This is a genomic window from [Clostridium] saccharolyticum WM1, from assembly GCF_000144625.1.
Taxonomy (GTDB): Bacteria; Bacillota; Clostridia; order Lachnospirales; family Lachnospiraceae; genus Lacrimispora; species Lacrimispora saccharolytica.
This window is the reverse complement of record NC_014376.1, coordinates 3,504,097-3,528,177: the sequence shown is the minus strand read 5'-3', so window position 1 is coordinate 3,528,177 and position 24,081 is coordinate 3,504,097. Positions and strand designations below refer to the sequence as shown.

Below are 24,081 nucleotides of genomic sequence, written 5' to 3'. Positions count from 1 at the left end.
GAGCCTGTGCTTAAGCATCCGCCTGAATGTGTTAGCCGGGGTTTTCGGAAGAATTTCTGAAGGCTCCGGCTTTTTTTCGATGAATGACAGAGAAACAATAGCTGATATTACTGCTTCATCAATTCCGGCTCAATCCTGTTAATATAAGTTTCAAGGGAATTCCTGTCAATGAGCGAAGGGATGACCCCTTGCCTGGATACACAGAAGCCTGCGGCGTAAGCGGCGATTCTGGCAGATGCTTCCATGGAATAACCTGATGATAAATAGGCAGCCAGGGCCGCAATGAAAGCATCTGCAGCTCCAGTGGTATCCACAGGAGGAAAAGGGGATGCAGGCAGATATCCCTTAAAGGAGGGATCCTTAATATAACAGCCGGAATGCCCCAGGGTGATGATCACCGTCTTTGCCCCCTGTTTTATGAATTCAGCAGCTTTTCCTTCCACATCTGGAATCGTAGGGCACAAAAGTTCTGCTTCTTTCCGATTCGGTACGAAGATATCAATCAGCTTCATAAGGGAAGGGCGGATAGACTTCATGGCAGCAGGCTTTAAAATATTTTTTGCTCCATATTTTTTTGCCAGTCCGGCAGCCGTTTCTATGGCATCTTCAGGAACTTCGGTTTGAAGCAGACAGTAACCGGAATGCTCGAAGGCCCTTTCATGAAAGACAATGTCCTCAGGTCTCAGTTTCTGGTTGGCTCCGGTGAGGATTGTGATCATGCTTTCCCCGTCATCCTGGACATGGATATAGGCTTTTCCAGTTTCTGCATGGGCATCTCTTTTTAAACCCATAACATCTACCCTGTTTTCTTCCATGCAAGTATATATTAAGTTGGAATCATAATCGCTTCCAACCTTCCCGATGAGAGAAACCTCATTTCCCAGCTTTGCAGCGCCAACGGCCTGATTGGCTCCTTTTCCCCCCGGAATAACGGAATGCCTGCTGGTACAGACGGTCCGTCCCGGCTGGGGAAGTTCGTCTACGTTTAAGGTTACATCGATGTTAACGCTTCCAACCACCACGATTTTTTTTCCGTTGGAGGTAAAGGGGAGGCCAAGGCTCTGTGTATTTTCCAGTGGAAAATCCACCTGAAAGGCAGAAGATTCCTCTTCCCGTTTCTCGCATGTTTCAATAAGACGTTTGCAGACAAATGTCCCGAATTCGTAATAAGGGATACGGATGCTGGAAATGCCTGGGAAAGCAATGGTCTCACGCCCATCATCTCTTAAGCTTATAAGGGAGAGATCCGATGGAACCTGAATCTTAAGCTTTGCCATATGCTCCATGAGAATAAGAGCCGACGTATAATGGGTACTGATGATTCCGGTCGGGGTGTGGGTCAATATGCCGTTGTACCAGTCTTCTGATTCAAGAGGAAGGATCATGGAGCTGTTAAAAGGGATGCTGTGGTTGAACAGGCATTTCTTAAACCCTTCCACAACCATGCCAGACCGCAGGCTGTTCTGCTTCGTGAGACAGCCCAGCTTTGTGTGCCCATGGCGGATCAGGATTTCAGTAGCAGCATATCCCATGCCTGCAAAATCAATGAAACAGGAAAAAGGATCCTCTCTGCAGTTGATCCTGCAGACCTCTATGCCCTGTTCCTCAAAGTAATGCTTATGTTCCAGGCTGTTTTCGTTTACCGGCTCCCATATGACCCCGTCAACATGATTTTTGCATAGGGAGGTAATATGCTTCAGTTCATTTTCTGAACGGTTCATGCTGTCATAAATCAAAATACTGTAGCCGCTTTTTTGAGCTGCGGTTATGATGCCGTTTATCATCTGGCCGGTTTTCTCCATGGACATAAGGAGGAGGCCGATCATAAAGGTTTTTGCCTCTGGATTATTTTTCACCGTACTGTACGGGGTATAATGATAGTCTTTTACGATTTTAAGGACCCGGTCTCTGGTCTCAGGGCTTATGTTTTTATCTTTGTTGTTTACTATTTTTGATACAGTGGATATTGATACACCTGCCAGCCGGGCGATTTCCTTGATTGTCATTAGTCTTTCCTCTCTGAATGGATGTTTATAATAAAAAAACAGTAATATACAGCCTATTATGTGTCAGATATTCGCCTTTGTCAATGTTTCATTAAGAAAGTATGGATAAAAGAATATAAGAAAATGTTTTAATAAAATATTTTTTTGTGCAAAAGTACTTGACATCTGACCCTTGGGATGGTAGCATGAGCGTAGAAGAGATGCAGATGAAAAAGCTGTATTATTTTTAAACAAAAAGGAAAAACGTTTTACCAAAAAGAGAAAGGTAAAATGATATCCTTTTTCACTATATTTTTTAAGGAGGTATATCAATGAAAAAAAGATTTTGGAGCATTCTGGTGACGGCAGCGCTGGCAGTATCGCTGACCGGCTGTTCCGGCGGTGCAGGAGCAGGGAAAGAGACTGGGAAAACAGCTGAAACAACGGCTGAGACGACGGCACAGGCCGCATCAGAGAATGGGACAGCAAAGGAAAAGGCAGGAGCCGGAAAAAGGGTATGTATTGTGTATTCCGGAAACTTAGGGGACAAGTCCTATAATGATTCCTGCAATGAGGGAGCAAAAGAGGCTGCCGCGGATTATGGAGTAGAAATTAAAAATCTTGAGGGAACATCCGCAGAGGAATGGGAAGCAAACTTTTTATCCGCCTGCGAGGACGGTTATGATCTTGTAATCTGCTCTTCCTCTAATTTTGAAGAGTACATGAAAGAACATTGTGCCAGCTATCCTGATGTGAAATTTGCCATCATTGACACCACGGTGGAAGGCGATAACATTGTATCCATCAGCTTTGCACAGAATCAGGGTTCATTTCTTGCTGGTGCGGCAGCAGCGATGTTTACCCAGAAAACAGACATTGAAGGGGTAAACCCGGACAAGATCATTGGCTGGGTAGGAGGAATGGATATTCCGGTTCTACATGATTTCTTTACTGGATATGAGCAGGGAGCAAAGTACATAGACCCGGATATCAAGGTTCTTCAATCCTTTGCAGGAACATGGAATGATCCGTTAAAGGGCAAGGAGCTGACTCTGGCCCAGTTTGATCAGGGAGCGGACATCGTAATGAACGTAGCCTCCGGTACAGGCCCTGGAATTTTAGAAGGAGCCAAGGAAGCAGGAAAATATGCCATAGGTGTGGATTTAAACCAGGATAATGACCAGCCGGGAAGCGTGCTGACTTCTATGGTAAAGCGTGTGGACACAGCCTGCTATCTGGCAATCCAGTCCGTGGTAGAAGGTACGTTTAAAGGAAATTCCACTTCTTATCTGACCATAAAGGAAGAAGGCGTGGGCCTGACTGATTTCAGCGTGATGAAAGAGCATCTGGGTGATAAATTCCCCGAAGACATTGTGGAAAAAGTAAAAGAGCTGGAAGAGAAAATCGTTTCGGGAGAAATTGTCGTAGAGAATTATACCGGTTTCGGTGCAAATAAATAGCAGGAACTGAAAAGAATGGAGAATGGTTTGGATTTCCTGATACCCCTCGGGTTTCCAGACCATTTTCAATCAAAAGGTACATAAGGAGGCTCCTGCCATAAGAAAGAGAGTGAAAGTTTGAGCGAATATGTGATTGAAATGAAGGACATTGTAAAGTCATTCGGAAACGTTCATGCAGTAAAGAGCGGGCAGTTCACTTTAAAAAAGGGGGAAATCCATTCCCTGATCGGAGAGAACGGAGCCGGAAAATCCACCATGATGAAGCTGCTTTACGGCATGTATCCCATTGATGAAGGAAATCTCCGGATTCATGGAGAGAATATCCCGTCGATCACTCCTAAAATTGCCATTGAAAAAGGAATCGGAATGGTCCATCAGGAATTTATGCTGGTCAATGAACTGACGGTATTGGAAAATATAATTTTGGGGTTTGAACCCCGTCATGGAATTACCATTGATTTTGATAAGGCCAGAAAAACGGTGGAACAGTATATCAGCCAGTATGGAATGGATATCCAGCTTGGTAAAAGGATCAATCAGATATCAGTGGGTGAGGCACAAAGGGTGGAGATCATTAAAACCTTAACCAGGGGAGCCAATGTGATCATTCTGGATGAGCCTACGGCGGTCTTAACACCCCAGGAAACCAGGCAGCTATTTGTGATCCTTCAGAATTTAAGAAAAGATGGGAAATCCCTGGTGTTTATCTCCCATAAGTTAAATGAGGTCATGGAGATCTCTGACCGCATCAGTGTCATGCGTCAGGGAAATTATATCGGAAGCGTAAATAAGGAAGAAACTTCCCCGTCAGAGCTTGCAAAAATGATGATCGGAAGGGAAGTATTTTTAAATATGGAAAAGACCCAGGCAAAGCCGGGGGAAAAGGTTTTGGAAGTAAAAGATGTTTGGGTTTCCGGAGAAAAGGAAATCTCAAAGATCCGCGGGGTATCACTGGATGTCAGGGAAGGAGAGATCGTAGGCATAGCCGGAATTGACGGAAACGGGCAAAGTGAGCTGATTGAGGCGATCACAGGACTCCGTCAGGTGGAAAAAGGATCCGTGCTCCTGGACGGAAAGGATATAACAAACTTAAGCCCGAAGAAGATCCGGAAAGGCGGCCTGTCCCATATCCCGGAAGACCGCAACACGAGAGGCTTAAACCGGTCCATGAGCATCAAGGAAAATCTCATAGCCGTTTCAGTCAGTGAACCGCCCTTTTGCCGGGGACTGGTACAAAACCAAAAGGATATGCTGGAATATGCAAAGAAACTGTCTGAAGTTTTTGACATCCGTCCCAGGGACCCGGAGATATCCACCCAGTCCCTGTCAGGCGGTAATGCACAAAAGGTAGTGGTTGCAAGAGAAGTTTCCATTGGGGGGAAGCTTCTGGTTGCATCCCAGCCTACCAGAGGTGTTGACATCGGTGCCATTGAATCCATCCGGAAAATTCTTCAGGAAGTCAAATCCAAGGGAATGGGTGTTTTGCTGATTTCCGCCGACTTAGAGGAGATTCTGTCTCTTTCAGACCGGATTGTTGTCATGCATGAGGGCAGGATAACAGGAAGGCTGAAAGCAGAGGAGGCAAACGAAGATAACCTGGGATTACTGATGATGGGCGGAGCCGGGCCGGCTGAGGAAAGGGGAAGCACAACATGAATGTAGCGGTAAAAAGCATAAAGAAAATTTTACTTACTATGCTGCTTGCATTGGCGATCGGGGCCTTATTTATTCTTTTTATCGGGGAAAATCCCCTGGAAGCCTATGGGGCTCTGCTGCGGGGAGCCTTTAACGGAAAGCTTAAGATCGGCACCACCCTGGCCAGTTTTACGCCTCTTCTCCTTACCTCCTGTGCCTTTGCCGTAGCGGCAAAAGCCGGAGCATTTAACGTAGGAGTGGAAGGGGAAGTATTTCTGGGAGGAATAGCTGCCGCATATATCGGGATCAACTGGACGTTTCTTCCGGCTCCTATTCTATTAATCGCCTGCTTTCTGGGAGCAATGACAGTGGCGGCATTGTGGGCCCTTATTCCGGCAGTGCTGAAGGCCTATTACAGAGTAAGCGAGGTTTGTGTGACCATACTCATGAACAGCGTGGCCCTGTACATAACCTCCTATCTGGTCAGCGGCCCCATGAGTGCAGGCGTTGCCAATGCCCAGTCTCTGCCTGTGACGGTGAACCTGCCTCAGTTTATGAAACCCAGCAGTGTCAACGCAGGACTTTTCATTGCCATGATCACAGTGGTTCTGATGATCTGGATCTTAAACAAGACAACCTTCGGATATAAGGTAAAAACAGTGGGAACCAACCCGGATCATGCAGAATATGTGGGCATCAGTCCTAAAAAGATTTTCATACAGTCCATGATGTTAAGCGGAGCATTGGGCGGGATGGCCGGATGCATTGAGGTTTTGGGAGTTCATGGATATTTTTTGAACAATTTTGCAGCCGGGCTTGGTTCCAATGGTATGCTGGCCTCCCTGATCGTTAAAAACAATCTGGTTTTTGCGCCTTTTGTTTCCTTTTTCCTTGCAGTGTTAAAATCAGGAGCCATGGGGATGCAGCAAAGTACCGGAGTGCCAAAATCGATTGTTGACACCATAACAGCCGTTTTCATTATTGTGGCCACCATGGAGCTTTTGTTTCAGTTTAAAGATAAGAAAAATAAAAAGGAAAAGAGCAAATAGGAGGAGGCAGGACTATGGAATTAGGAAAAATTTTCAGTGTATCCTTGATATATGCAACCTTTCGTTCTGCCACGCCTATTATTTACGCGGCATTGTGTGCAGCCATTACCCAGCAGGCGGATATTTTGAATATCGGAACAGAAGGGATCATGCTGACCGGTGCATTTGCGGCAGTAGCGGTCAGCTATTTAACCGGGAGCTGGGCCCTTGGAGTGGCAGTCGCCATGATAGCAGGTCTTATTATGGCCATGATCATGGCAGTGGGCCATATCCGATATAAAGCGGAGATCTGCGCCATTGGCATGGGAATCAATTTATTTGCACTGGCCATCACCAAGTTTCTTTTAAACAGCGTATTGGGAAAAAGCGGTACCTTTTCAGAACCCGGGATCATTGCGATCCCCAGGGTCAGCCTTCCGTTTCTGGCCAAGGTTCCGTTTTTAAAGGAAATTTTTGATAACTGGTGCATTACCGAATGGTTTGTCATTGTACTGATTGTTCTGGTCTGGTTTATATTTTATAAAACGGTCTGGGGCCTTCGTCTTCGGGCAGTGGGCCAGTTTCCCATGGCGGCCCAGACGGCAGGAATCAATGTAAATTCCATGAAATACCGGGCCATTGCCATATCGGGTCTGATCGGAGGACTGGCAGGTGCCCATTTATCCCTGGGATACAGCAAAATGTTTACGGAGAATATGACCAATGCCAGGGGATTTATGGGAGTTGCAGCCATGTATTTCGGAGGAGCCCACCCAATCCTGACTGCGGCCGGATGTCTGGTATTCGGATTAACCGATTCCATAGGTGCCAGGCTTCAGGCTTACGGGGTGCCGTCTCAGCTTGTGCTTTTAATGCCTTATGTGGTGACCATTGCCACACTGGCAGTGTCCATGGCATCGAAGCTGTCAAGGGAAAAGAAGAAAAAGAGTGCTTTGGCAAAAGCTTAAAAAGGAGAACGATCAATGGAAAAACAGAAGGTTATCCTGGACTGCGATCCGGGACACGATGATGCGGTGAATATACTGCTGGCAGGAAAAAACAGCGGGATTGAAGTACTGGGGATTACCGTGGTGGCAGGAAACCAGTCTCTTGAAAAAACCACGAAAAATGCCTTGAATATCTGCCAGTATTTAGGGCTTAATATTCCGGTCTATGCCGGCTGCGGACAGCCTATGATCCGGGATAAACAGCTCCTTGCAGGAGATATCCATGGAGAAAGCGGCCTTGACGGTCCGGTCTTTGAACCGCTAAAGAGGAAGGAAGAGGCGGAGCATGGGGTACAGTTTATAATCCGCGCTCTGATGGAGTCAGATGGTGATATTATTCTGGTGCCGACAGGCCCCTTGACCAATATTGCCATGGCAATGAGAATGGAACCACGTATCATACCAAAAATAAAAAGAATTGTTCTCATGGGTGGCTGCTATCAGCTGGGGAATGTAACACCGGCTGCTGAGTTCAATATCATAGCCGATGCCGATGCTGCTCATGTGGTATTTACCAGCGGACGTCCGATTACCATGGTAGGGCTTGATGTGACACGGAAGGTGCTCTGTTATCCCCAGGTGGTAGAACGGATGGAAAAGATCGGAACCCCGGCAGCGCGTCTGTTTGTGGATCTTATGGGCCACTTTAATAAGAGCCAAAAGCAGGTTTTCGGCTGGGAGGGAGGGCCTCTTCATGACCCGGTGACCATTGCTTCCATTCTTGATCCCAACCTTCTGGTGACGAAACCCATGTATACGGAAGTGGATATCAGAAGCGTACAAAGCTATGGCAGGACGAATTGTGACTTCTTTGGATACAGCCACAGAGCTGCCAACGCCGATGTGGCGGTGGATATTGATGTAGACCGTTTCTGGGATCTGATCGAGTCGGGGATTAGGGCCTATGGCTCATGAGGTGAATGATGGAACGGTTAAGAGAAGTACTGGAAAGAAACAGGGAAGAATATGTTAAATATTTATCAGAACTGATTGCCATTGATACCCAGGATCTTGGACATGGAATCGCAGGTGGAAGAGAGAAGGAAGGACAGGAATATCTGATCCGGTTATTGGAAGAGATTGGGGCGGACCAGATAGAACGGGATCCTATGACAGAGGAGACCATCGCAGCCTCCATGGAGAAATTCGGGGAAGGCAATCCCGGCCATGATTATAAGGACCGCTTTAATGTTTATGCTGTTTTTAACGGGCAGAAAAGCAGAAGCTTAATGTTTAACGGCCACATGGATACCATGCCTCCCGGGGATGTGTCCTTATGGAACGTGCCTCCCCATGCTCCCGGGATTGCAGACGGCAGGCTGTACGGTCTGGGAGCGGCGGATATGAAAGGGGGGCTTATGGCTTCCGTCATGGCTGTGAAGCTTTTAAAGGATGCTGGTATTCCTCTTCCTGTCCGTGTCCATATCTGCTCCGTATGTGACGAAGAAGGCGGAGGCAATGGTTCCATTCAGGCTGTTATGAGAGGAAAACGGGCAGATGGAGTGGTGGTCTGTGAACCCACATCCGGAGAGCTGATCCTGGCCCATATGGGATTTGTATTTATGAAAGTACGGGTCACTGGAAAGTCCAACCATTCCGGAGCAAAATGGCTGGGGGTCAGTGCCATTGAAAAGGCAATAAAGATCATAGAACGTCTGAATGAACTGGAACATGGCTGGCTCCTTGCCTATAAGCACCCCCTGCTTCCGGCTCCGAATTTAAATGTGGGAACCATCCATGGAGGAAGTGCTGGGTCCACGGTTGCAGGTGACTGCGAATTTGAGATGTGCATCCACTATATTCCCGGGCCAATGAGCCATAATCAGGTGGCAGCTGAAATCACGGATGAGATCAGACGTTTTGCGGAAAGTGATTTATGGCTAAGGGATCATATGCCGGAAATCAGCATTTATCAGTCCGGCGGTCCTTTTGAGATGGAACGGGGGCCGTTTGTAGACAGCTTTGAAAAAGCGTTTGAAAAAGCGGTGGGAAAACCAGTGGTAATAAAGGGATCACCGGCTGGCTGCGATTCCAGGCTGTGGAGGAACATGGCCGGATGTCCAACCATTCAGTATGGGCCCGGAAATCTGGAACAATGCCATTCCGTAAATGAGTATATCCCGATAGAGGATTATCTTAAGGCGATTCATATCTATGCACAATTGATTTTAGAATGGGGAAAGGAAGACAGGACAGATGATTAAAAAAATTCTATTGGCAGGAGAATCCTGGATGAGTTATACTACACATGTAAAGGGGTTTGATTCTTTTTATACCTCTACCTATGAGACCGGAGAAAAGTGGCTCAAAAAGGCCCTGGAGAAAGCAGGTTATGAGGTGACGTTCCTTCCGAACCACCTGGCATCAGACGGATTTCCATTTACGATGGAAGAGCTAAAGCAGTATGACGGAGTCATTTTATCCGATATCGGAGCCAATACACTGCTGCTTCCGGCCGCTACCTTTGCTCAAAGCCGGAAGATGCCGGACCGCAGCAAGCTCATCCGGGATTATGTTCTGGATGGAGGCGCTTTGTTGATGATCGGTGGATATCTGACATTTTCCGGCGTGGATGCAAAGGGAAAATGGCATGATACAGCTGTCCAGGAAGTTCTTCCTGTGGAGGTTTTGACTGTGGATGACAGAATGGAGCACTGTGACGGAGCAAAGCCTGTTGTAAAAGAAGGCCATAAGGCAATTTCCGGAATGCCGTCAGACTGGCCGGAGGTATTGGGATACAATAAGACCGTGGCAAAGCCGGAGGCAATGGTACCTGTTACCATTGAAGAGGATCCGTTCCTTGCATTGGGATTTTACGGAAAGGGAAGAAGTGCAGCCTTTACCACGGATTGTGCCCCCCACTGGGCACCGCCGGAATTTTGTGAGTGGGAATATTACGATCAGCTTTGGAAGGGAATCCTGGACTGGCTGACGGAAAAATAGAGGATTGAGAATGGAAAAGGAAGGCTGGGAAAAGGAAAGCTGGGAAAGGGAAGCGGTACAGCTTTTACAGGATTTAATAGGGATCAGGACAGTCAACGGCAAAGACGGAGAAAAGCCGGCAGCAGAATATATCTGCCAATACTTAAACAGCCGCGGGGTGGAGGCCTTTGTCCAGGATATAGGAGAAGGAAGGGGCAACGTCATTGCCCTGATCCAGGGAGCGCATGAAGGAAAGGGAATGATCTGGAACGGACATCTTGATACGGTGGATTACGGTTCACTGGAGAGCTGGGACAGGCCGCCCTGGACACCTGTGATGGAAAACGGCTGCCTCTTCGGGCGGGGAGCCAGTGATATGAAGAGCGGACTGGCTGCCATGGTATATGTTCTGGGAAAGCTGGGGGAGACCGGGCAGAAGCCTGGGACAACAATCCAGTTTCTTGGAACATGTGACGAAGAGCGGGGAGGAACCGGGGCAAGGGCAATTATTTCCGGCGGATATATGATGGAAGGGTCGGTTTTACTGATCGGAGAACCCACCGGCTGTACCGTGGGGATCGGACAAAAGGGCTGTATCTGGCTGGAGTTGGAGGTAAAAGGCAAGACCAGTCATGGGGCATATCCGGAAGAGGGCTGCAATGCAGTCTCCTGTGCATACGAAGCTGCGGAATGTCTGGGAAATTGGATCCGCCTCCACGACCATCCGGTCCTTGGTAGGGCAACCGCCCAGATCACGGAAATACAGGGAGGAATACAGCCAAACATGACGCCTGATCTGTGTACGGTTTTAATGGATATCCGTACGGTGCCCGGACTTACCTGTGAAAGTATTCTCAGCCGGCTGGAGACCATATTTCAGGATATCAGCCGGAAATACGGTGGAATCCCCGGTCTGGTTCCCAGGATTAAGAATCACAGAATTAGCATTGAAGCGGACAAGGCTTCTTTAGGTGTTGCAACGCTTGTAAAAAGCATGGAGGCAGCCGGGATTCCGGAAGCCTATTCCGGAATCTCCTATTTTACAGACGCTTCCATACTGGCAGAAGGAAGAGAAGGGCTGACAACCCTTTTATTTGGACCAGGATCGGCGGATATGGCGCACAAGCCCAATGAATGTGTACGAATCCCGGATTACCTCAGGGCAATAGGAGCATTGACCAATATGGCAGCAGTGAGGATTGAGGATGAGAGCAACAATTAAGGATATTGCAGCAGACACAGGACTTTCTGTAACGACTGTTTCTCTGGTGTTAAACGGAAAAGCTTATAAGATACCGGATGATACAAAAAAACGGATCATGGAAGCGGCAAAGAGGCTTAACTACCGGCCGAATCAACTGGCAGTCAGTCTGGTTAAAAAGAGAAGCAAAACCATTGGCCTTATTATTCCTGATATTGGAAACGTCTTTTATGCCCATATGGTAAAGGGAATCGAAGAGTGCTGCAGGGAATCAGGGAGAACCCTGATATTGTGCAATACCAACGATCGTCATGAAAGAGACATGGAATATATCCATTTACTGGCGGATCAGGGAGTGGACGGGATTATTTATGTCATGTCCAGAGAAAGCGACGAGACAGCCGGTAAACAATCCGTTGAGTTATTGGGGCAGCTGCAGATGCCTTTTGTCCTTCTGGACCGTTTTCTTACAGATGCGGACTGCGGGGAAATAATCCTGGATCATGAGCTGGGCGGATATCTGGCCGGGAGGCATCTGGCGGAGCTTGGCCATAAGAGGATCGCCTGTGTCACCGGACCCGCCCGGCTGGCAGATTCCGGGAGAAGATTAAAAGGATATGTCCGGGCCCTTGAGGAATTTCAGATTCCTTTTGATGAAACGCTAATTTATGAAGGCGATTATACCATGGAATGCGGGACCCGTGCGGTTGATGCCCTGATGCCCCATGGTTTCACGGCAGTATTTGCCTGCAATGACCTTTCTGCTTTTGGAGTATGCAGGCAGCTGTCCAAATATAATTTAAAAGTGCCCGAAGACGTATCGGTGGTAGGGTATGATGATGTTTTGTATGCGGAGATGATGGCAGTTCCACTTACAACGGTCAGACAGCCCGTATACGAAATGGGAGTAGAATCTGTAAAACGGCTGATTTCCCAGATAAAAGGGAAAAAATCAGAAAATAAGATAACGGTATTTGAACCGAAATTAATGATAAGAAGCAGTACCGTGGGAATGGGACAGGAGTGCAGGATATGAAGATATTGAATTTTGGTTCTCTGAATATTGATTATGTTTACCAGGTAGATCATTTTGTCAGAGAGGGGGAAACCACATCCTCCGTTTCTCTGGAGATCTTTTGCGGCGGAAAAGGCTTAAACCAGTCCCTGGCATTGAGCAAAAGCGGCGTTAAGGTCTGGCATGCAGGTGCGGTTGGGGAACTGGATGGCGGAATCCTCATTGACCAGCTGGAACAATTTGGCATAGATACAAAGTATGTTAAGCGTCTGAAAAGCAAGACTGGACATGCGATCATCCAAAAGAATCAGGAAGGACAAAATGGCATTCTTTTGTATGGCGGTGCAAACCAGGAAATTACAAAAGCTCAGGCAGATGAAGTTTTAAGTGCGTTTGGAGAAGGGGATTTTCTAATTCTGCAAAATGAAATCAATGAAGTGGGTTACATCATGGAGCTGGCATATGGGAAAGGCATGAGAATCGTTTTGAATCCCTCCCCAATGAACTCCAAAATATGGACCTATCCTCTTCATTATGTGGAGTTTTTTATATTAAATGAGATTGAAGCTGAGGATATCTGCCAACAGCCGGGCAATGGCAGAATGCTTCTGGATCAGCTTGCTGAAAAGTTCCCTGACGCAAAAATCCTTTTAACTCTGGGCCAGGATGGTTCTTTATTCAAAGACGGCGATTCCGTGTATGAACAGGAGATCTATCCGGTCCATGTGGTTGATACCACCGGGGCCGGGGATACCTTTACCGGCTATTTTATTGGAGGACTGGCTCTGGGAGAATCTCCAAAACAGGCCTTGGATCATGCGGCAAAGGCTTCTTCCATTGCAGTATCCAGAGCAGGAGCCGCGCCTTCCATTCCTGCAAGAGACGAGGTTATGAATGGTTATGGAGGTTAATGCAAGAAAAGGAAGCAGCCGCAGCCCAAGGGGCAGTGGCTGCTTCCTTTTTTAAGAGGCTGAATTCCTGTTCAGTTCCCGGAGTTCCCGGACCCGCAGAAGAACAGGAAGCAAAACTCCGGCTGCAATCAGGCTGAACAAATTCTGCACCAGATTAAAGGGAACATTCGAAACGGCTGCCGGCCAGTCATATACGGCAAGCTCAAACAGAAAATAGCCGCCTGTAACTGCTATGCTGGATCCTATTCCGGCTGCCAGAAAAGGCAGCGGCCGAAAGCTTCCTCCATGCCCTTTGAAAGGCAGATGCAGGTACAAGTACCCTCCTGCAAATGCCGCCAATGCTTTAATGATCAAGGTAGCCGGTGCATAAAAGACATAGCCGGACAGCAGATCTGCCATCATAGAGCCAATTCCTCCTGCAGCCGCCCCGGCCACTGGTCCCAGAAGCATGCCGCTTAACAATACCATTCCGTCTCCCAAATGGATATACCCGCTGAAAGCAGAGGGTATATGTATTACCATCGTGGCGGCAGCGGTAAGGGCTGCCATCAGGGCGCTGAAAACGATTTTTTTCGTCCGGTTCTTATTCATATCTGTTCCTCCCTCAAAGATCCTATATATTTTTGTAAACTCTATGATATAGAAAAACTGGTATTTTATAAATATCCAATTTGAATAAAATTATACATACCAGTTTTCATCGGATTAAGTTGAACTTGTTTTTTTACGGAAACCCTTATATAATAATGAAAAATAAAATGCGGCAGGAAAGGCGGACCAATCGATATGATACAGGACTATTCCATTCATACATTCCTTGAACAATTATCTTCCAAAAGCCCAACGCCAGGCGGCGGCGGAGCGGCGGGCCTTGGCGGAGCCATAGGAGCGTCTCTGGGAGAAATGGTGGTGAATTTAACCCTTGGCAAAAAGCGGTATGCCCATGTGGAAGAAGACATGCAGTCTTTCCTTGAAAAGCTGGAAGTTTTAAAAAGCGAATTTTTAAGACTTGCAGATGAAGATGAAGTGGTATTTGCTCCCCTGGCGGCCGCATACGGCCTTCCCGCTGGTACGGATGAAGAAAAAAAGCATAAGGATGAAGTCTTGGAAACCCATCTTTTGGCTGCCACCCTGGTTCCGCTCACGGTTATGGAACGGGCCCTGGAAGCCCTTGATATCATGGAGGTTCTGGCGGAGAAGGGAAGCCGGCTGGCTGTCAGTGACGTAGGCGTTGGTGTGCAGTTCATCCGATCCGCTCTGTTAGGAGCAAAGATGAATGTATCCATCAATACAAAATCCATGAAACAGCGGGAAAAGGCCGGACAGCTTCAGGCCCGGGCGGATCAGCTGGCAGAGGATGGGATCAGAAAGGCAGACACCATTTATGCAGGAGTAGAAACTGCGCTAAAGGCAGAATGAGGAGGAGCAAGACGTGATAACCTTAAAAGGGGCAGATGTGTCTGCAAAAATCAAAGAACAGGTGGAAGGTCTTTTGACGGGAAGGACGGGAAGGACTCCTAAGCTTGCCATTGTACGGGTGGGAGAGCGTCCTGACGATTTATCCTATGAGCGGGGTGCTTTAAAGAGGTTGGAAGGCTTTGGTCTGGCTGGGCAAAGCTTCCCATTTTCCCAGGACATCACAGATGATGCGTTTAAGAAAGAATTTGCAAAAATCAACGATGATCCGGATATTGACGGTATCCTTCTTCTGCGTCCTTTGCCAAAGCAGATAAAGGAAAAAGACATTATCCATATGATTCATCCGGAAAAGGATTTGGATGGGATATCTCCGGAGAACATCGCAAAGGTATTTGCCGGAGACGATACAGGTTTTGCTCCATGCACGGCGGAGGCGGTGGTGGAGGTTTTAAAGGCCAATGAGATACCTTTGACTGGTAAGAGAGTTGCAATCGTGGGCAGAAGCATGGTAGTAGGACGCCCCTTATCCATGCTGATGCTAAAGGAAAATGCAACGGTTACCATCTGTCATACCCGAACAGAGAACATAAAGGAAACCTGTAAAAATGCCCAGATTCTTGTGGCAGCCGCCGGCCGTGCCAGAATGGTTGATGTTTCTTATGTTGGACAGGATGCCGTGGTAGTGGATGTGGGAATCAATGTGGATGAATACGGAAAACTTTGCGGGGATGTGGACTTTGATTCCCTGGATGGGACTGCTTCCATGGCAACTCCAGTACCTGGGGGCGTTGGAGCAGTGACAACGGCTGTGCTGGCCAGGCATCTGGTGATGGCGGCTATAAAAAATAAAACAAGAGAGATAATATAGAAAAACAAAACAAGCGATATGGGAGCTTTCCGCTCCTTCCATACCGCTTGTTTTTTCGTTATCCGTTTACCGCCTGCCGCTTCACCTGCCCAATGGCTCCCAGTACAGGAGGGAAATACAGGATCACAACGGTTACGATCAGTTCCGGCAGAATATAGGTGGCGTTATAACCTAGAGTATAAATCATTGGGTTCATGCCTTCCGGCGTATAGGAAGCAAAGAATATATAACCCGAAACCACATGGCATAAGTAACGTCCCGCAACACCCGCCGTATATCCGGTCACAAGTCCGTGCTTTTTATTGCGGAACAGTCCGGAAAGCCCCAAAGCGCCGAAGGCCAGGGGATAGTCAAGGAGAACCTGGAGGGGGGCAAAGATATATGGCTCTGTAATGAACTGCAGGATTCCGTAAGCAACCCCGGTCATGATCCCGGCCCTAACGCCGTAAACATAGCCGATCAGGCAGATGAACAGCATGGAAAAAAGTGTGATGGAGCCTCCGAAAGGAAGAGCGGCAAATTTGATAAAGGATGTTACCATAGCCAGAGCCATGGCGCCTGAACAGTAAACAAGCTGGCGGGTCTGCAGCTTATTGGATTTGGATGATGATCTGCCAAAAAGAGGAAGAGTGAATAAAATGGCGGCAAATAAAACGATCATCAGCAGGTATCCGGCCGGCTGTAATAAGTACTCTTCGTTTTCCGCAGAGTAAGTAAGAAAAAATGACATAAAAAAACCTCCTTTGTGTGCGCAGGAGGGGACTACTGATGCTTCCTTACGCCGGCATTATCCGGTTCAAGTAGTGAGGGTTCGGTTTCTACCAATCTCAGCCAAAGGCTCCCCTAGCGTGTGTGAATTTCTATAATTTTTCTGTGAGTATAGCGCAAAAACCAAGGCTTGTCAAGCTGTATCAGGTTACTTTTAATTCTGTCCCGGAGTTTTCATTTTGCAAAAGGAACGTAGTTCTGAAATGCAGATGCTTCTGAATGGATGAACTGTGATCCAGTTGTTAATTCAGTATAAAAATGCAAATAAAGCACAACCTAGGGAAAGAAGTAAGGTTGGATAACGGGTGTTTTGACCTTGGGTTTTAGAATCAGGCGGATATGGCCGCATATCGGCCTGATTCATGAGATACAATATAGAAATATGGAGGTTGTTTGAATGACAGGCTTTATCATAGCTCTTATATCCGGGGCACTTATGAGCATTCAGGGGGTGTTTAATACAGGCGTAACAAAGCAGACCAGCATGTGGGTTTCCACAGGCTGGGTGCAGCTCACCGCATTTTTAACCTGTATCATCCTGTGGTATTTTTCCGGCAGGGAAAACGTTTCCGGTCTTTTTGACGTACAGCCCAAATATCTGCTGCTGGGCGGCATTATGGGTGCCTTCATCACCTATACGGTAGTAAGGAGTATGGCGGCCCTGGGGCCCGCCAAAGCGGCCCTGATCATAGTGGTTTCTCAGATCATTGTGGCTTATGCTGTGGAGCTGTTCGGTTTATTTGGTGTTGAAAAGGTGGGATTTGAATGGAAAAAACTCATCGGTGCAGTTGTTGCTATCATCGGAATCATGATATTTAATTAATTTGGAAATAGTGCTTGTATTTACCTATTTCTTTAGGTAGAATAGTAACATAGGCTGAAGATGGTATCCTTTTTTGGAGATTTTTGTAAGAGGAGGGATATCATGAAGTACCAAAAAGTAAAAATCGCCCTTATTGCTTTGTGTATTTTGGCGGCGGGCTTGTGCTATGGCATGAACAGTAGCCGGGAGGACAGAACCCCCGGGATCTCTTTGTCAGAGGCATCGGCTTTCCCTTACGGAGAGAATGCCGCAGGAATTCCCGCAGCAGATGATGGCAGTCCGGCAGATGGCAATCCGTCAGGAATCGGTGTCCAGGCAGCAGGCGGTGCCGAAGTTTCCGGTGGGGCCGGCCAGTCGGCATCAGAGGCGGCAGAGGACAGCTTGGAAAGTGCAGGAGAGATTATTGCCCTGCCTTTCTATGTACATATCTGCGGAGAGGTGGTTTCTCCCGGTGTTTATGAGCTTCAGGAAGGAAGCCGGGTTTTTCAGGCGATTGAGAAGGCTGGGGGATTCACAGACCAGGCCGAGGCAGAATATTTAAATATGGCAGAGCGGGTTTTTGATGGCATGAAGATCCAGGTCCTTAATAAGGAAGAAGCGGAGGCTGCAAGGACCCGGGGAGAGCTTTCTTTGCCGGCAGCTGCTTCCTCAAAGGCGCTGAAAACCAAAGTGAATTTAAATACGGCTACCAAAGAAGAACTGATGACCCTGCGGGGAATCGGAGAAGCCAAGGCTGACGATATCCTTAAATATCGGGAAAGCCGGGGCGGATTTCAGAAAATCGAGGATATTATGAAGATATCCGGCATCAAGGATGCAGCGTTTCAAAAAATTAAAGAGGACATATCGGTTTAAAATAGAGGACAGAGGTGTAGTATGGCAAGCGTTTTAGTAGTGGATGATGAAAAACTCATCGTAAAGGGAATGAGATTCAGTCTGGAACAGGACGGTATGGAAGTGGACTGTGCCTATGACGGAGAGGAAGCCATTAATCTGGCAAAGCAAAAAGAGTATGATGTAGTTCTTTTGGATGTCATGCTTCCCAAATATGACGGGTATGAAGTGTGCCAGGCCATCCGGGAATTCTCCGAGATGCCCATCATCATGCTGACGGCTAAGGGCAATGATATGGATAAGATCCTGGGTCTGGAATACGGCGCCGACGATTATATTACAAAGCCGTTTAATATTCTTGAGGTAAAGGCCAGGATCAAGGCCATTATGCGACGGAATTCCAAGAAGAATAAACGGGACAGCCAGGATGACAGCCAGGTGGTGATAGCCGGGGATTTAAAGCTGGACCGGGACAGCAGGAGAGTTTTTATTGCTGAGAAAGAGATTAATTTGACTGCAAAGGAGTTTGATCTTTTAGAGCTTCTTACCTGCAATCCAGGCAAGGTTTACAGCAGGGAGCAGCTGCTTACTTATGTATGGGGAAATAAGGCGATGGATACGGGGGATGTCCGGACGGTAGACGTTCATGTTCGGCGTCTTCGCGAGAAGATCGAACCAAGTCCCAGCGATCCCAAATATGTGCATACCAAGTGGGGCGTAGGATATTATTTCTGCAAGCAATGAAGCAGATGCGGGAATGTCTGTATCTGGTGAATGCTGCGGGGCTTTGCCCCTTGCATCCAGTAAAAAGAGGAGGATTTCAGACGGGTAACCGGAGAAATCCGCCTTTTCTTTAAATTTTGGGAAAAGAGAAATTTAAAAGACGGAGAAATGATGGAATGGAATACAGCATCAGAAGCGTAAGAAAAGAAGACATAGACCGGGTGGCCGAGGTGGAGGCTCTCTGCTTTCCGAAGGAAGAGGCAGCAGGACGGCAAGCCTTAGAACAGAGGATCAATCATTTTCCGGAAAGCTTTCTTTTGGCAGAACTTGCCGATGGGACGATCATTGGATTTATTAATGGATGCGTGACTGACGGGAATACTATTTGTGACGAGATGTTTGAAAGTCCGGATTTCCATGATCCGAAAGGGGCTTATCAAAGCGTATTTGGACTTGATGTGATAAAAGAGTGGAGAGGCCGGGGAGTTGCTGCCGCACTTATGGAGTGCCTGATAGAAGAAGCAGAGAACAGCGGCAGAAAAGGAATGATCCTGACCTGCAAGGACAGGCTGATTCCATATTATGAGAAATTCGGATACCGGAATATGGGAATGTCCGGATCTGTGCACGGAGGGGCCGTCTGGTACGACATGCGGCTTGATTTTACAGATACAGGGAAGTGAGGCACCGTCAGCATGAAACGAAGTCCCCAGGGAGAGCGGTGGAGGCGGCTTGACAATACGGCAAAAATATTTCCGGTCATAGCCAGCGAAAATTTAAGCAATGTTTTCCGTATTTCCGCGGTTTTAAAGAAAGAAGTGGATCCGGGCACCCTGCAGCGGGCACTGGAAGAGATCCTTCCCCAGTTTGAAGGATTTTCAGTGAGGCTGCGCAGGGGATTTTTCTGGTATTATTTTGAAAACAATAAACGGATGCCGGTGATCGAACGGGAGACTACCTATCCATGCAAATATATTGATCCTCACAGCAACCAGCTTTTTCTGTTCCGGGTCACTTATTTTGGAAGGCGGATCAATCTGGAGGTATTTCATGCGGTTACTGACGGCCTGGGAGCGGTAAGCTTTTTGAAGGCCCTGGTTTACCGGTATCTGGATCTTGAGCAAAATTCAAGGACAGGCCATCAGGCGGCTCAGAAAATATCTTCCAATATTTCCATGAATGTAGAGGACAGCTATGTCCGCCATTATAAAAAGACTGTAAAGCGTAAATACAGTTCCAGAAAAGCCTATCATCTGACAGGAGAGACTCTTCCTCTTGATGAGGAGAATGTTCTACACGGATATGTGGACTTAAAAATGCTGAAGACGGTGTCCAAAAGCTGCGGGGTCAGCATCACTAGATTTCTGGCGGCATCACTGATCTGGGCGATTTATCAGGAATATCTTGGTGGCAAGCCCTGTGAAAAATCCATCGGTATCAGCATTCCCATTAATTTAAGGACCTTTTTCAGCTCAGAAACAACTGCTAATTTTTTTGCAGTGACCCTTATAGACTTCCTCTCCACCAGCGAGGAACATACCTTTTCAGAGGTGCTGGAGGCGGTGAGCCGCCAGATGGATTTAAAGATCACAAAGGAAAAGATGGAGCAAATCATTTCTTATAATGTTTCCAGTGAAAAGAAGTGGTATCTGCGGATCGCCCCTCTTTTTTTAAAATGGTGTGCGTTAAACCTGGTTTTCCGAAAGAATGATAAGGCATACACTATGACTCTGTCAAACATCGGTCCAATTGAAATAGAAGAGGACTATAAAAAGGAGATCGAGAGATTTTCCATGATGATCGGTGTTTCCAAAAGACAGCCTATGAAATGTGCAGTCTGTGCCTACGAAAAAGAGGTGATTGTGACTTTTACCTCCGTATTTCAGGACACCAGGCTTCAGGACCGTTTCTTCGGCTTTCTGAAAGAATTGGAGATTCCTGTAAACTTAGAAAGCAACGGTATTCCGGACGACAGGGATGATCTTGGCATGTATCCCCAGATCCGTTATGACAGGAAGCGGCTTAAGAAACTGGTATTTACTTTTTATGGATTGCTGTTTTTTGTGGGAGCTGTTCTGGGGGTCATTAATTTTGCCACCTATTCCGGTTCTCTGTGGTCTGTGATTGCCATTGTGCTTATGGCCTATACGGCTCTTACCGTGGAATATTCCATCCTGCGCCATGCCAATCTGGCATCAAAGGTTCTTTTACAGACGGTGGGGGCCCAGGCACTTTTAGTGGCTTTGGATCATTCTACAGGTTATAATGGCTGGTCCGTAAACTACGGGATTCCAAGCACCATTCTGTTTGCGGATCTTTCGGTGGTCTTTTTGATTCTGGTGAACCGGATGAACTGGCAGAGTTATTTTATGTATCAGATTGCTGTTACGGTATTCAGCTTTATCCCTTTGATTTTATGGGCGGCCGGGCTTCTTACCAGACCGGCTCTGGCTTTTATTACTGTGATCGTGACGGTAATCATTTTAGCCGTTACCATTGTACTTGGGGACAGAAGTGTGAAAACGGAATTGAAAAGGCGGTTTCATGTATAAAAGGCGCCGGAACAAGGAGGGTGTTGTTGATGCGTCGGGGAAAAGTAAGTGTGCGGGGAAATCTTGTGAGGGATATGATGCAGAATGTAATGGAAACTTCGTTAAAACAGCCGATCCGCACCGGAGAGCTGAGAAGAAACCCGGTGGAGCCTGCATGGGTCTGTCCGGCTGGGTATGAATATGAGATCATAGAACTGGAGCATTTAAAAATGGAGTATCTCCGTCCTGTGGGAGTGGTCACGGACCGGGTGATCCTGCAGCTTCACGGCGGCGGTTACATCGGGCCTATGAAAAACATTTACCGGAGGTTTGCAGTCCGGTATTCCAAGCGAAGCTACGGCGGGGATGTGCTTACCCTTGACTACCGGGTGGCACCGGAGCATCCCTTTCCGGCGGCTTTGGAGGATGCAGTTGCAGCTTATCAGTGGCTTCTTGAGGAAAAGGGATATCGTCCGGAGCATATTGTGGTGGCCGGAGATTCTGCAGGAGGCGGATTGGGGCTGGCCCTGGGGCTGTACCTGAAGGATCATGGAATCGCCCTTCCCGGAGGATTTATTACCATGTCCCCATGGACGGACCTGACCAACAGCGGGGAAAGCTATGTGTCCAATTATGAGATTGACCCTCTGTTTGGAAATTCCACCAATAACATGCTGTACAATTCAGACTACATTGGCGGCCAGGACCCGGGCCTTCCTTACATTTCTCCGGTATTCGGGGAATATGAGGGATTTCCTCCCGTTCTCATGCAGGTAGGAAGCTACGAGGTGCTTTTAAGCGATACCCTGACTGTGGCAGATAAGCTGAAAAAAGCCGGAGTCAAGCGGCGGGTTTCTGTCTATGAGGGAATGTTTCATGTATTTCAGATGGGACTTGACTTAATCCCTGAGAGCCGGGAGGCCTGGGATGAGGTGGAATTATTTTTACGGATCCTCTTTCATATCAACGTAAAGCCCGATGGGAAAGTAGTGCGGAAGGTGAAGACAGAGCACACAAAGCCGGCAAGGGATATGGTGAAGCTTTTGATTGCCATGATGAAGAAAGAACTGGACACATCAAGGAGATACCAATGAAGATCACTCTGGTAACGGTAGGAAAAATAAAGGAAAAGTTTTATACAGATGCCATCGGGGAATACAGCAAAAGACTGAGCCGTTACTGCAAGCTGGAGATTATCCAGGTGCCCGATGAAAAGACGCCGGACTCAGCCGGTGAAGCAGTGGAAAGGCAGATCAGGGAGAAGGAAGGAGAAAGGATCCTTTCTTCCATTAAGGATGGGGCCTATATGATCGCCTTGGCCATTGATGGGGAAAACCTAGATTCGGTTCAGCTTTCAGAGAAAATAAACGGATTGGGAATCGGAGGGGTGAGCCAGATCGTGTTTGTCATCGGCGGGTCTTTGGGGCTTTCTGATGCAGTTTTAAAGAGAGCGGATTACAGGCTGAGCTTTTCTAAAATGACCTTTCCTCATCAGCTGATGCGGGTGATTTTATTGGAGCAGGTATACCGCAGCTACCGCATTATAAATGGAGAGCCATACCATAAGTGACCGCAAAACCTTGTTTCATGCAAGAAAGGATACAAGGTTTTTCTTTGTTTTACACAGATAAACTTGAAAGTTACCTGACAGTCGGTAATAATAAGAACAGTAATCAAAAGGATTGAGAAAGGAAAGGGTATATGAGCCAGAAACTTCTTCCCCCCATTCTTCCTGGGGCAATGGATGTTGTATTGGAAGATTTAGAGGAATTATTCCTCAGAAAAGACCAGGAGGAAGCGGTAACAGACGTTCTCATCAGAAATCTCCATATAACGGAGGAAGATCTTTCCCATATGCGTTTTTCCGCCGTCATATTTGAAAACTGCATATTTCAGGATTGTACCTTTGAAAAAGGGGAGTTTTCAGATGTGGTGTTTAATGCCTGCGACATATCCAACTGCAGTTTTGAGGACAGCTATTTTAACCGGGCGGAATTCCGCTCTTCCAAGGGCATGGGGGCAAAGTTCTGCGGAAATACCATGCTCCATACCGTGGTTCTTGACTGTAATTTCAGCTATGCCAATTTTGATTCTTCCAGGCTGGAACACATCCGGTTTTCCGATTGCCGGATCCAGGGCGGTTCCCTGACCCAATGCCGCTGCAAGGCGGTGGAATGGAACCGGGTAAATCTGGAAAATGCCAGTTTCTTTAAAACCATGATGAAGGGAATGGATTTTACCAGCAGTACCATACAGGGACTGACCATATCTGACGGCTGCGGGGAGGTCAGGGGCGCTGTGGTGGATTTATATCAGGCAGCTGAGCTGGCGAAATATCTGGGCATTGTCATAAAAAGCTGACCATGCAAATCTCTGATACGTTTCTGGATCAAACATGAGGTTTTACAATAAAGCTTCATATGATAGTATGATTATAATTAAGTTGCAAGATAAGCGTTGATAAAAGGAGGCGAGCTTTCTTATGATGGAACCCTCAAAGACTGCATAGCACGGGTTATGCAGTTAGAATAAATGAGAAATTGTATAGCCTCTGCTATTCCTGACAGTAAAAATATGTTTGGGAGGCAGCGATGCGCTATCAGAAAGCCAATGAAATTTTGCCGGAAGAGCTGGTGGAATTAATTCAGAATTATATAGACGGGGAATATGTATATATTCCCAGAAAACAGGAAAATAAACGAACCTGGGGACAGCAGACAGGAGCCAGAGAGGAAAGAAGACTGCGGGACCGATCCATTTATGCAGATTATGTTTCCGGTATATGCGTGAAGCTTTTGGCAGAGCGTTATTACCTGTCCGAGAAAAGCATTCAAAGGATCGTGCTTCAGGAAAAGAAAAGTAAGGAAAAACAATAGGGCGGTGCATCAGATTGAAAATGGTGCTCCGCCTTTTCTTTGTTTCATAAGAGAGGATGAGGTGGGATAACGGAA

24 protein-coding genes and 1 riboswitch are annotated in these 24,081 nt (G+C 47.1%); of the genes, 21 read left to right on the top strand and 3 right to left on the bottom strand.

The window, feature by feature from the left end; translation table 11 throughout:
- Window positions 1–107 precede the first annotated feature (107 nt).
- A complete protein-coding gene (locus CLOSA_RS16450) occupies window positions 108–2,048 on the bottom strand; it encodes a PfkB family carbohydrate kinase (protein ID WP_278146430.1) in 1,941 nt (646 codons plus the stop codon).
- A 269-nt stretch (window positions 2,049–2,317) separates the two neighbouring features.
- Here CLOSA_RS16450 and CLOSA_RS16445 point away from each other — a divergent pair, with 269 nt between their 5' ends.
- From CLOSA_RS16445 to CLOSA_RS16400, 10 genes are all read left to right on the top strand, one after another.
- The gene (locus CLOSA_RS16445; protein ID WP_013273879.1) at window positions 2,318–3,445 is read left to right on the top strand and encodes a BMP family lipoprotein; all 1,128 of its coding nucleotides are present in this window, start codon (window positions 2,318–2,320) and stop codon (window positions 3,443–3,445) included.
- Between the two features lie 138 nt (window positions 3,446–3,583).
- A complete protein-coding gene (locus CLOSA_RS16440) occupies window positions 3,584–5,101 on the top strand; it encodes an ABC transporter ATP-binding protein (RefSeq protein WP_041709359.1) in 1,518 nt (505 codons plus the stop codon).
- On the top strand, window positions 5,098–6,129 hold the full coding sequence (locus CLOSA_RS16435; protein WP_013273877.1) for an ABC transporter permease: 1,032 nt from the start codon (window positions 5,098–5,100) through the stop codon (window positions 6,127–6,129). Before CLOSA_RS16440 ends, CLOSA_RS16435 begins: the two co-directional genes overlap by 4 nt.
- A gap of 14 nt (window positions 6,130–6,143) precedes the next feature.
- A complete protein-coding gene (locus CLOSA_RS16430) occupies window positions 6,144–7,076 on the top strand; it encodes an ABC transporter permease (RefSeq protein WP_013273876.1) in 933 nt (310 codons plus the stop codon).
- 15 nt (window positions 7,077–7,091) lie between these two features.
- Window positions 7,092–8,030 carry a nucleoside hydrolase gene (locus CLOSA_RS16425; protein WP_013273875.1) on the top strand — a complete coding sequence of 313 codons (939 nt, stop codon included), beginning with the start codon at window positions 7,092–7,094 and terminating at the stop codon, window positions 8,028–8,030.
- Between the two features lie 5 nt (window positions 8,031–8,035).
- Window positions 8,036–9,319, top strand: a complete 1,284-nt coding sequence (locus CLOSA_RS16420) for a M20 family metallopeptidase (protein ID WP_041708679.1) — start codon at window positions 8,036–8,038, stop codon at window positions 9,317–9,319.
- Window positions 9,312–10,058, top strand: coding sequence for a glutamine amidotransferase (locus tag CLOSA_RS16415; RefSeq protein WP_013273873.1), 747 nt, complete (start codon window positions 9,312–9,314; stop codon window positions 10,056–10,058). The genes CLOSA_RS16420 and CLOSA_RS16415 overlap by 8 nt, the downstream gene beginning before the upstream one ends.
- A gap of 10 nt (window positions 10,059–10,068) precedes the next feature.
- On the top strand, window positions 10,069–11,259 hold the full coding sequence (locus tag CLOSA_RS16410; RefSeq protein WP_013273872.1) for a M20 family metallopeptidase: 1,191 nt from the start codon (window positions 10,069–10,071) through the stop codon (window positions 11,257–11,259).
- Window positions 11,243–12,274, top strand: a complete 1,032-nt coding sequence (locus CLOSA_RS16405) for a LacI family DNA-binding transcriptional regulator (protein ID WP_013273871.1) — start codon at window positions 11,243–11,245, stop codon at window positions 12,272–12,274. The genes CLOSA_RS16410 and CLOSA_RS16405 overlap by 17 nt, the downstream gene beginning before the upstream one ends.
- Window positions 12,271–13,164: a ribokinase gene (locus CLOSA_RS16400; protein ID WP_013273870.1), complete on the top strand. Its 894-nt coding sequence runs from the start codon at window positions 12,271–12,273 to the stop codon at window positions 13,162–13,164. The genes CLOSA_RS16405 and CLOSA_RS16400 overlap by 4 nt, the downstream gene beginning before the upstream one ends.
- Before the next feature lie 51 nt (window positions 13,165–13,215).
- On the opposite strand, the gene CLOSA_RS16395 is transcribed toward CLOSA_RS16400, so the two are convergent.
- A complete protein-coding gene (locus CLOSA_RS16395) occupies window positions 13,216–13,755 on the bottom strand; it encodes an ECF transporter S component (RefSeq protein ID WP_013273869.1) in 540 nt (179 codons plus the stop codon).
- A gap of 195 nt (window positions 13,756–13,950) precedes the next feature.
- Here CLOSA_RS16395 and CLOSA_RS16390 point away from each other — a divergent pair, with 195 nt between their 5' ends.
- Together CLOSA_RS16390 and CLOSA_RS16385 are read left to right on the top strand one after the other, a co-directional pair.
- Window positions 13,951–14,583, top strand: a complete 633-nt coding sequence (locus CLOSA_RS16390) for a cyclodeaminase/cyclohydrolase family protein (RefSeq protein ID WP_013273868.1) — start codon at window positions 13,951–13,953, stop codon at window positions 14,581–14,583.
- A gap of 13 nt (window positions 14,584–14,596) precedes the next feature.
- On the top strand, window positions 14,597–15,451 hold the full coding sequence (locus CLOSA_RS16385) for a bifunctional 5,10-methylenetetrahydrofolate dehydrogenase/5,10-methenyltetrahydrofolate cyclohydrolase (protein ID WP_013273867.1): 855 nt from the start codon (window positions 14,597–14,599) through the stop codon (window positions 15,449–15,451).
- Window positions 15,452–15,509: 58 nt separating this feature from the next.
- Here CLOSA_RS16385 and thiT read toward each other — a convergent pair whose 3' ends face one another.
- Window positions 15,510–16,181 (bottom strand): energy-coupled thiamine transporter ThiT, encoded by a 672-nt coding sequence (gene thiT / locus CLOSA_RS16380; RefSeq protein ID WP_013273866.1) that lies wholly within the window; start codon window positions 16,179–16,181, stop codon window positions 15,510–15,512.
- A gap of 26 nt (window positions 16,182–16,207) precedes the next feature.
- Window positions 16,208–16,306: riboswitch (TPP riboswitch) on the bottom strand.
- 310 nt (window positions 16,307–16,616) lie between these two features.
- Here thiT and CLOSA_RS16375 point away from each other — a divergent pair.
- The 9 genes from CLOSA_RS16375 to CLOSA_RS16335 all read left to right on the top strand — a co-directional run bounded on the left by CLOSA_RS16375 (window position 16,617) and on the right by CLOSA_RS16335 (window position 24,006).
- Window positions 16,617–17,042 carry a DMT family transporter gene (locus CLOSA_RS16375; protein WP_013273865.1) on the top strand — a complete coding sequence of 142 codons (426 nt, stop codon included), beginning with the start codon at window positions 16,617–16,619 and terminating at the stop codon, window positions 17,040–17,042.
- Between the two features lie 102 nt (window positions 17,043–17,144).
- Window positions 17,145–17,897: a helix-hairpin-helix domain-containing protein gene (locus CLOSA_RS16370; protein ID WP_013273864.1), complete on the top strand. Its 753-nt coding sequence runs from the start codon at window positions 17,145–17,147 to the stop codon at window positions 17,895–17,897.
- A gap of 21 nt (window positions 17,898–17,918) precedes the next feature.
- Window positions 17,919–18,620 (top strand): response regulator transcription factor, encoded by a 702-nt coding sequence (locus tag CLOSA_RS16365; protein ID WP_013273863.1) that lies wholly within the window; start codon window positions 17,919–17,921, stop codon window positions 18,618–18,620.
- A 155-nt stretch (window positions 18,621–18,775) separates the two neighbouring features.
- Window positions 18,776–19,282 (top strand): GNAT family N-acetyltransferase, encoded by a 507-nt coding sequence (locus tag CLOSA_RS16360; RefSeq protein WP_013273862.1) that lies wholly within the window; start codon window positions 18,776–18,778, stop codon window positions 19,280–19,282.
- A gap of 12 nt (window positions 19,283–19,294) precedes the next feature.
- The gene (locus tag CLOSA_RS16355) at window positions 19,295–21,151 is read left to right on the top strand and encodes a DUF6320 domain-containing protein (protein WP_013273861.1); all 1,857 of its coding nucleotides are present in this window, start codon (window positions 19,295–19,297) and stop codon (window positions 21,149–21,151) included.
- Window positions 21,152–21,180: 29 nt separating this feature from the next.
- Window positions 21,181–22,224 (top strand): alpha/beta hydrolase, encoded by a 1,044-nt coding sequence (locus CLOSA_RS16350; RefSeq protein ID WP_013273860.1) that lies wholly within the window; start codon window positions 21,181–21,183, stop codon window positions 22,222–22,224.
- Window positions 22,221–22,700 carry a 23S rRNA (pseudouridine(1915)-N(3))-methyltransferase RlmH gene (gene rlmH, locus CLOSA_RS16345; RefSeq protein ID WP_013273859.1) on the top strand — a complete coding sequence of 160 codons (480 nt, stop codon included), beginning with the start codon at window positions 22,221–22,223 and terminating at the stop codon, window positions 22,698–22,700. Before CLOSA_RS16350 ends, rlmH begins: the two co-directional genes overlap by 4 nt.
- Window positions 22,701–22,831: 131 nt before the next feature.
- A complete protein-coding gene (locus CLOSA_RS16340) occupies window positions 22,832–23,491 on the top strand; it encodes a pentapeptide repeat-containing protein (protein ID WP_013273858.1) in 660 nt (219 codons plus the stop codon).
- A 230-nt stretch (window positions 23,492–23,721) separates the two neighbouring features.
- Window positions 23,722–24,006, top strand: coding sequence for a CD3324 family protein (locus CLOSA_RS16335; RefSeq protein ID WP_013273857.1), 285 nt, complete (start codon window positions 23,722–23,724; stop codon window positions 24,004–24,006).
- Window positions 24,007–24,081: the final 75 nt, after the last annotated feature.

What these genes read in the sequence shown, in the direction of transcription:
- CLOSA_RS16445 (WP_013273879.1), top strand. Translation starts at nt 2,318, where the DNA reads ATGAAAAAAAGATTTTGGAGCATTCTGGTGACGGCAGCGCTGGCAGTA.
- CLOSA_RS16440 (WP_041709359.1), top strand. Translation starts at nt 3,584, where the DNA reads ATGAAGGACATTGTAAAGTCATTCGGAAACGTTCATGCAGTAAAGAGC.
- CLOSA_RS16435 (WP_013273877.1), top strand. Translation starts at nt 5,098, where the DNA reads ATGAATGTAGCGGTAAAAAGCATAAAGAAAATTTTACTTACTATGCTG.
- CLOSA_RS16430 (WP_013273876.1), top strand. Translation starts at nt 6,144, where the DNA reads ATGGAATTAGGAAAAATTTTCAGTGTATCCTTGATATATGCAACCTTT.
- CLOSA_RS16425 (WP_013273875.1), top strand. Translation starts at nt 7,092, where the DNA reads ATGGAAAAACAGAAGGTTATCCTGGACTGCGATCCGGGACACGATGAT.
- CLOSA_RS16420 (WP_041708679.1), top strand. Translation starts at nt 8,036, where the DNA reads ATGATGGAACGGTTAAGAGAAGTACTGGAAAGAAACAGGGAAGAATAT.
- CLOSA_RS16415 (WP_013273873.1), top strand. Translation starts at nt 9,312, where the DNA reads ATGATTAAAAAAATTCTATTGGCAGGAGAATCCTGGATGAGTTATACT.
- CLOSA_RS16410 (WP_013273872.1), top strand. Translation starts at nt 10,069, where the DNA reads ATGGAAAAGGAAGGCTGGGAAAAGGAAAGCTGGGAAAGGGAAGCGGTA.
- CLOSA_RS16405 (WP_013273871.1), top strand. Translation starts at nt 11,243, where the DNA reads ATGAGAGCAACAATTAAGGATATTGCAGCAGACACAGGACTTTCTGTA.
- CLOSA_RS16400 (WP_013273870.1), top strand. Translation starts at nt 12,271, where the DNA reads ATGAAGATATTGAATTTTGGTTCTCTGAATATTGATTATGTTTACCAG.
- CLOSA_RS16395 (WP_013273869.1), bottom strand. Translation starts at nt 13,755, where the DNA reads ATGAATAAGAACCGGACGAAAAAAATCGTTTTCAGCGCCCTGATGGCA.
- CLOSA_RS16390 (WP_013273868.1), top strand. Translation starts at nt 13,951, where the DNA reads ATGATACAGGACTATTCCATTCATACATTCCTTGAACAATTATCTTCC.
- thiT (WP_013273866.1), bottom strand. Translation starts at nt 16,181, where the DNA reads ATGTCATTTTTTCTTACTTACTCTGCGGAAAACGAAGAGTACTTATTA.
- CLOSA_RS16375 (WP_013273865.1), top strand. Translation starts at nt 16,617, where the DNA reads ATGACAGGCTTTATCATAGCTCTTATATCCGGGGCACTTATGAGCATT.
- CLOSA_RS16370 (WP_013273864.1), top strand. Translation starts at nt 17,145, where the DNA reads ATGAAGTACCAAAAAGTAAAAATCGCCCTTATTGCTTTGTGTATTTTG.
- CLOSA_RS16365 (WP_013273863.1), top strand. Translation starts at nt 17,919, where the DNA reads ATGGCAAGCGTTTTAGTAGTGGATGATGAAAAACTCATCGTAAAGGGA.
- CLOSA_RS16360 (WP_013273862.1), top strand. Translation starts at nt 18,776, where the DNA reads ATGGAATACAGCATCAGAAGCGTAAGAAAAGAAGACATAGACCGGGTG.
- CLOSA_RS16355 (WP_013273861.1), top strand. Translation starts at nt 19,295, where the DNA reads ATGAAACGAAGTCCCCAGGGAGAGCGGTGGAGGCGGCTTGACAATACG.
- CLOSA_RS16350 (WP_013273860.1), top strand. Translation starts at nt 21,181, where the DNA reads ATGCGTCGGGGAAAAGTAAGTGTGCGGGGAAATCTTGTGAGGGATATG.
- rlmH (WP_013273859.1), top strand. Translation starts at nt 22,221, where the DNA reads ATGAAGATCACTCTGGTAACGGTAGGAAAAATAAAGGAAAAGTTTTAT.
- CLOSA_RS16340 (WP_013273858.1), top strand. Translation starts at nt 22,832, where the DNA reads ATGAGCCAGAAACTTCTTCCCCCCATTCTTCCTGGGGCAATGGATGTT.
- CLOSA_RS16335 (WP_013273857.1), top strand. Translation starts at nt 23,722, where the DNA reads ATGCGCTATCAGAAAGCCAATGAAATTTTGCCGGAAGAGCTGGTGGAA.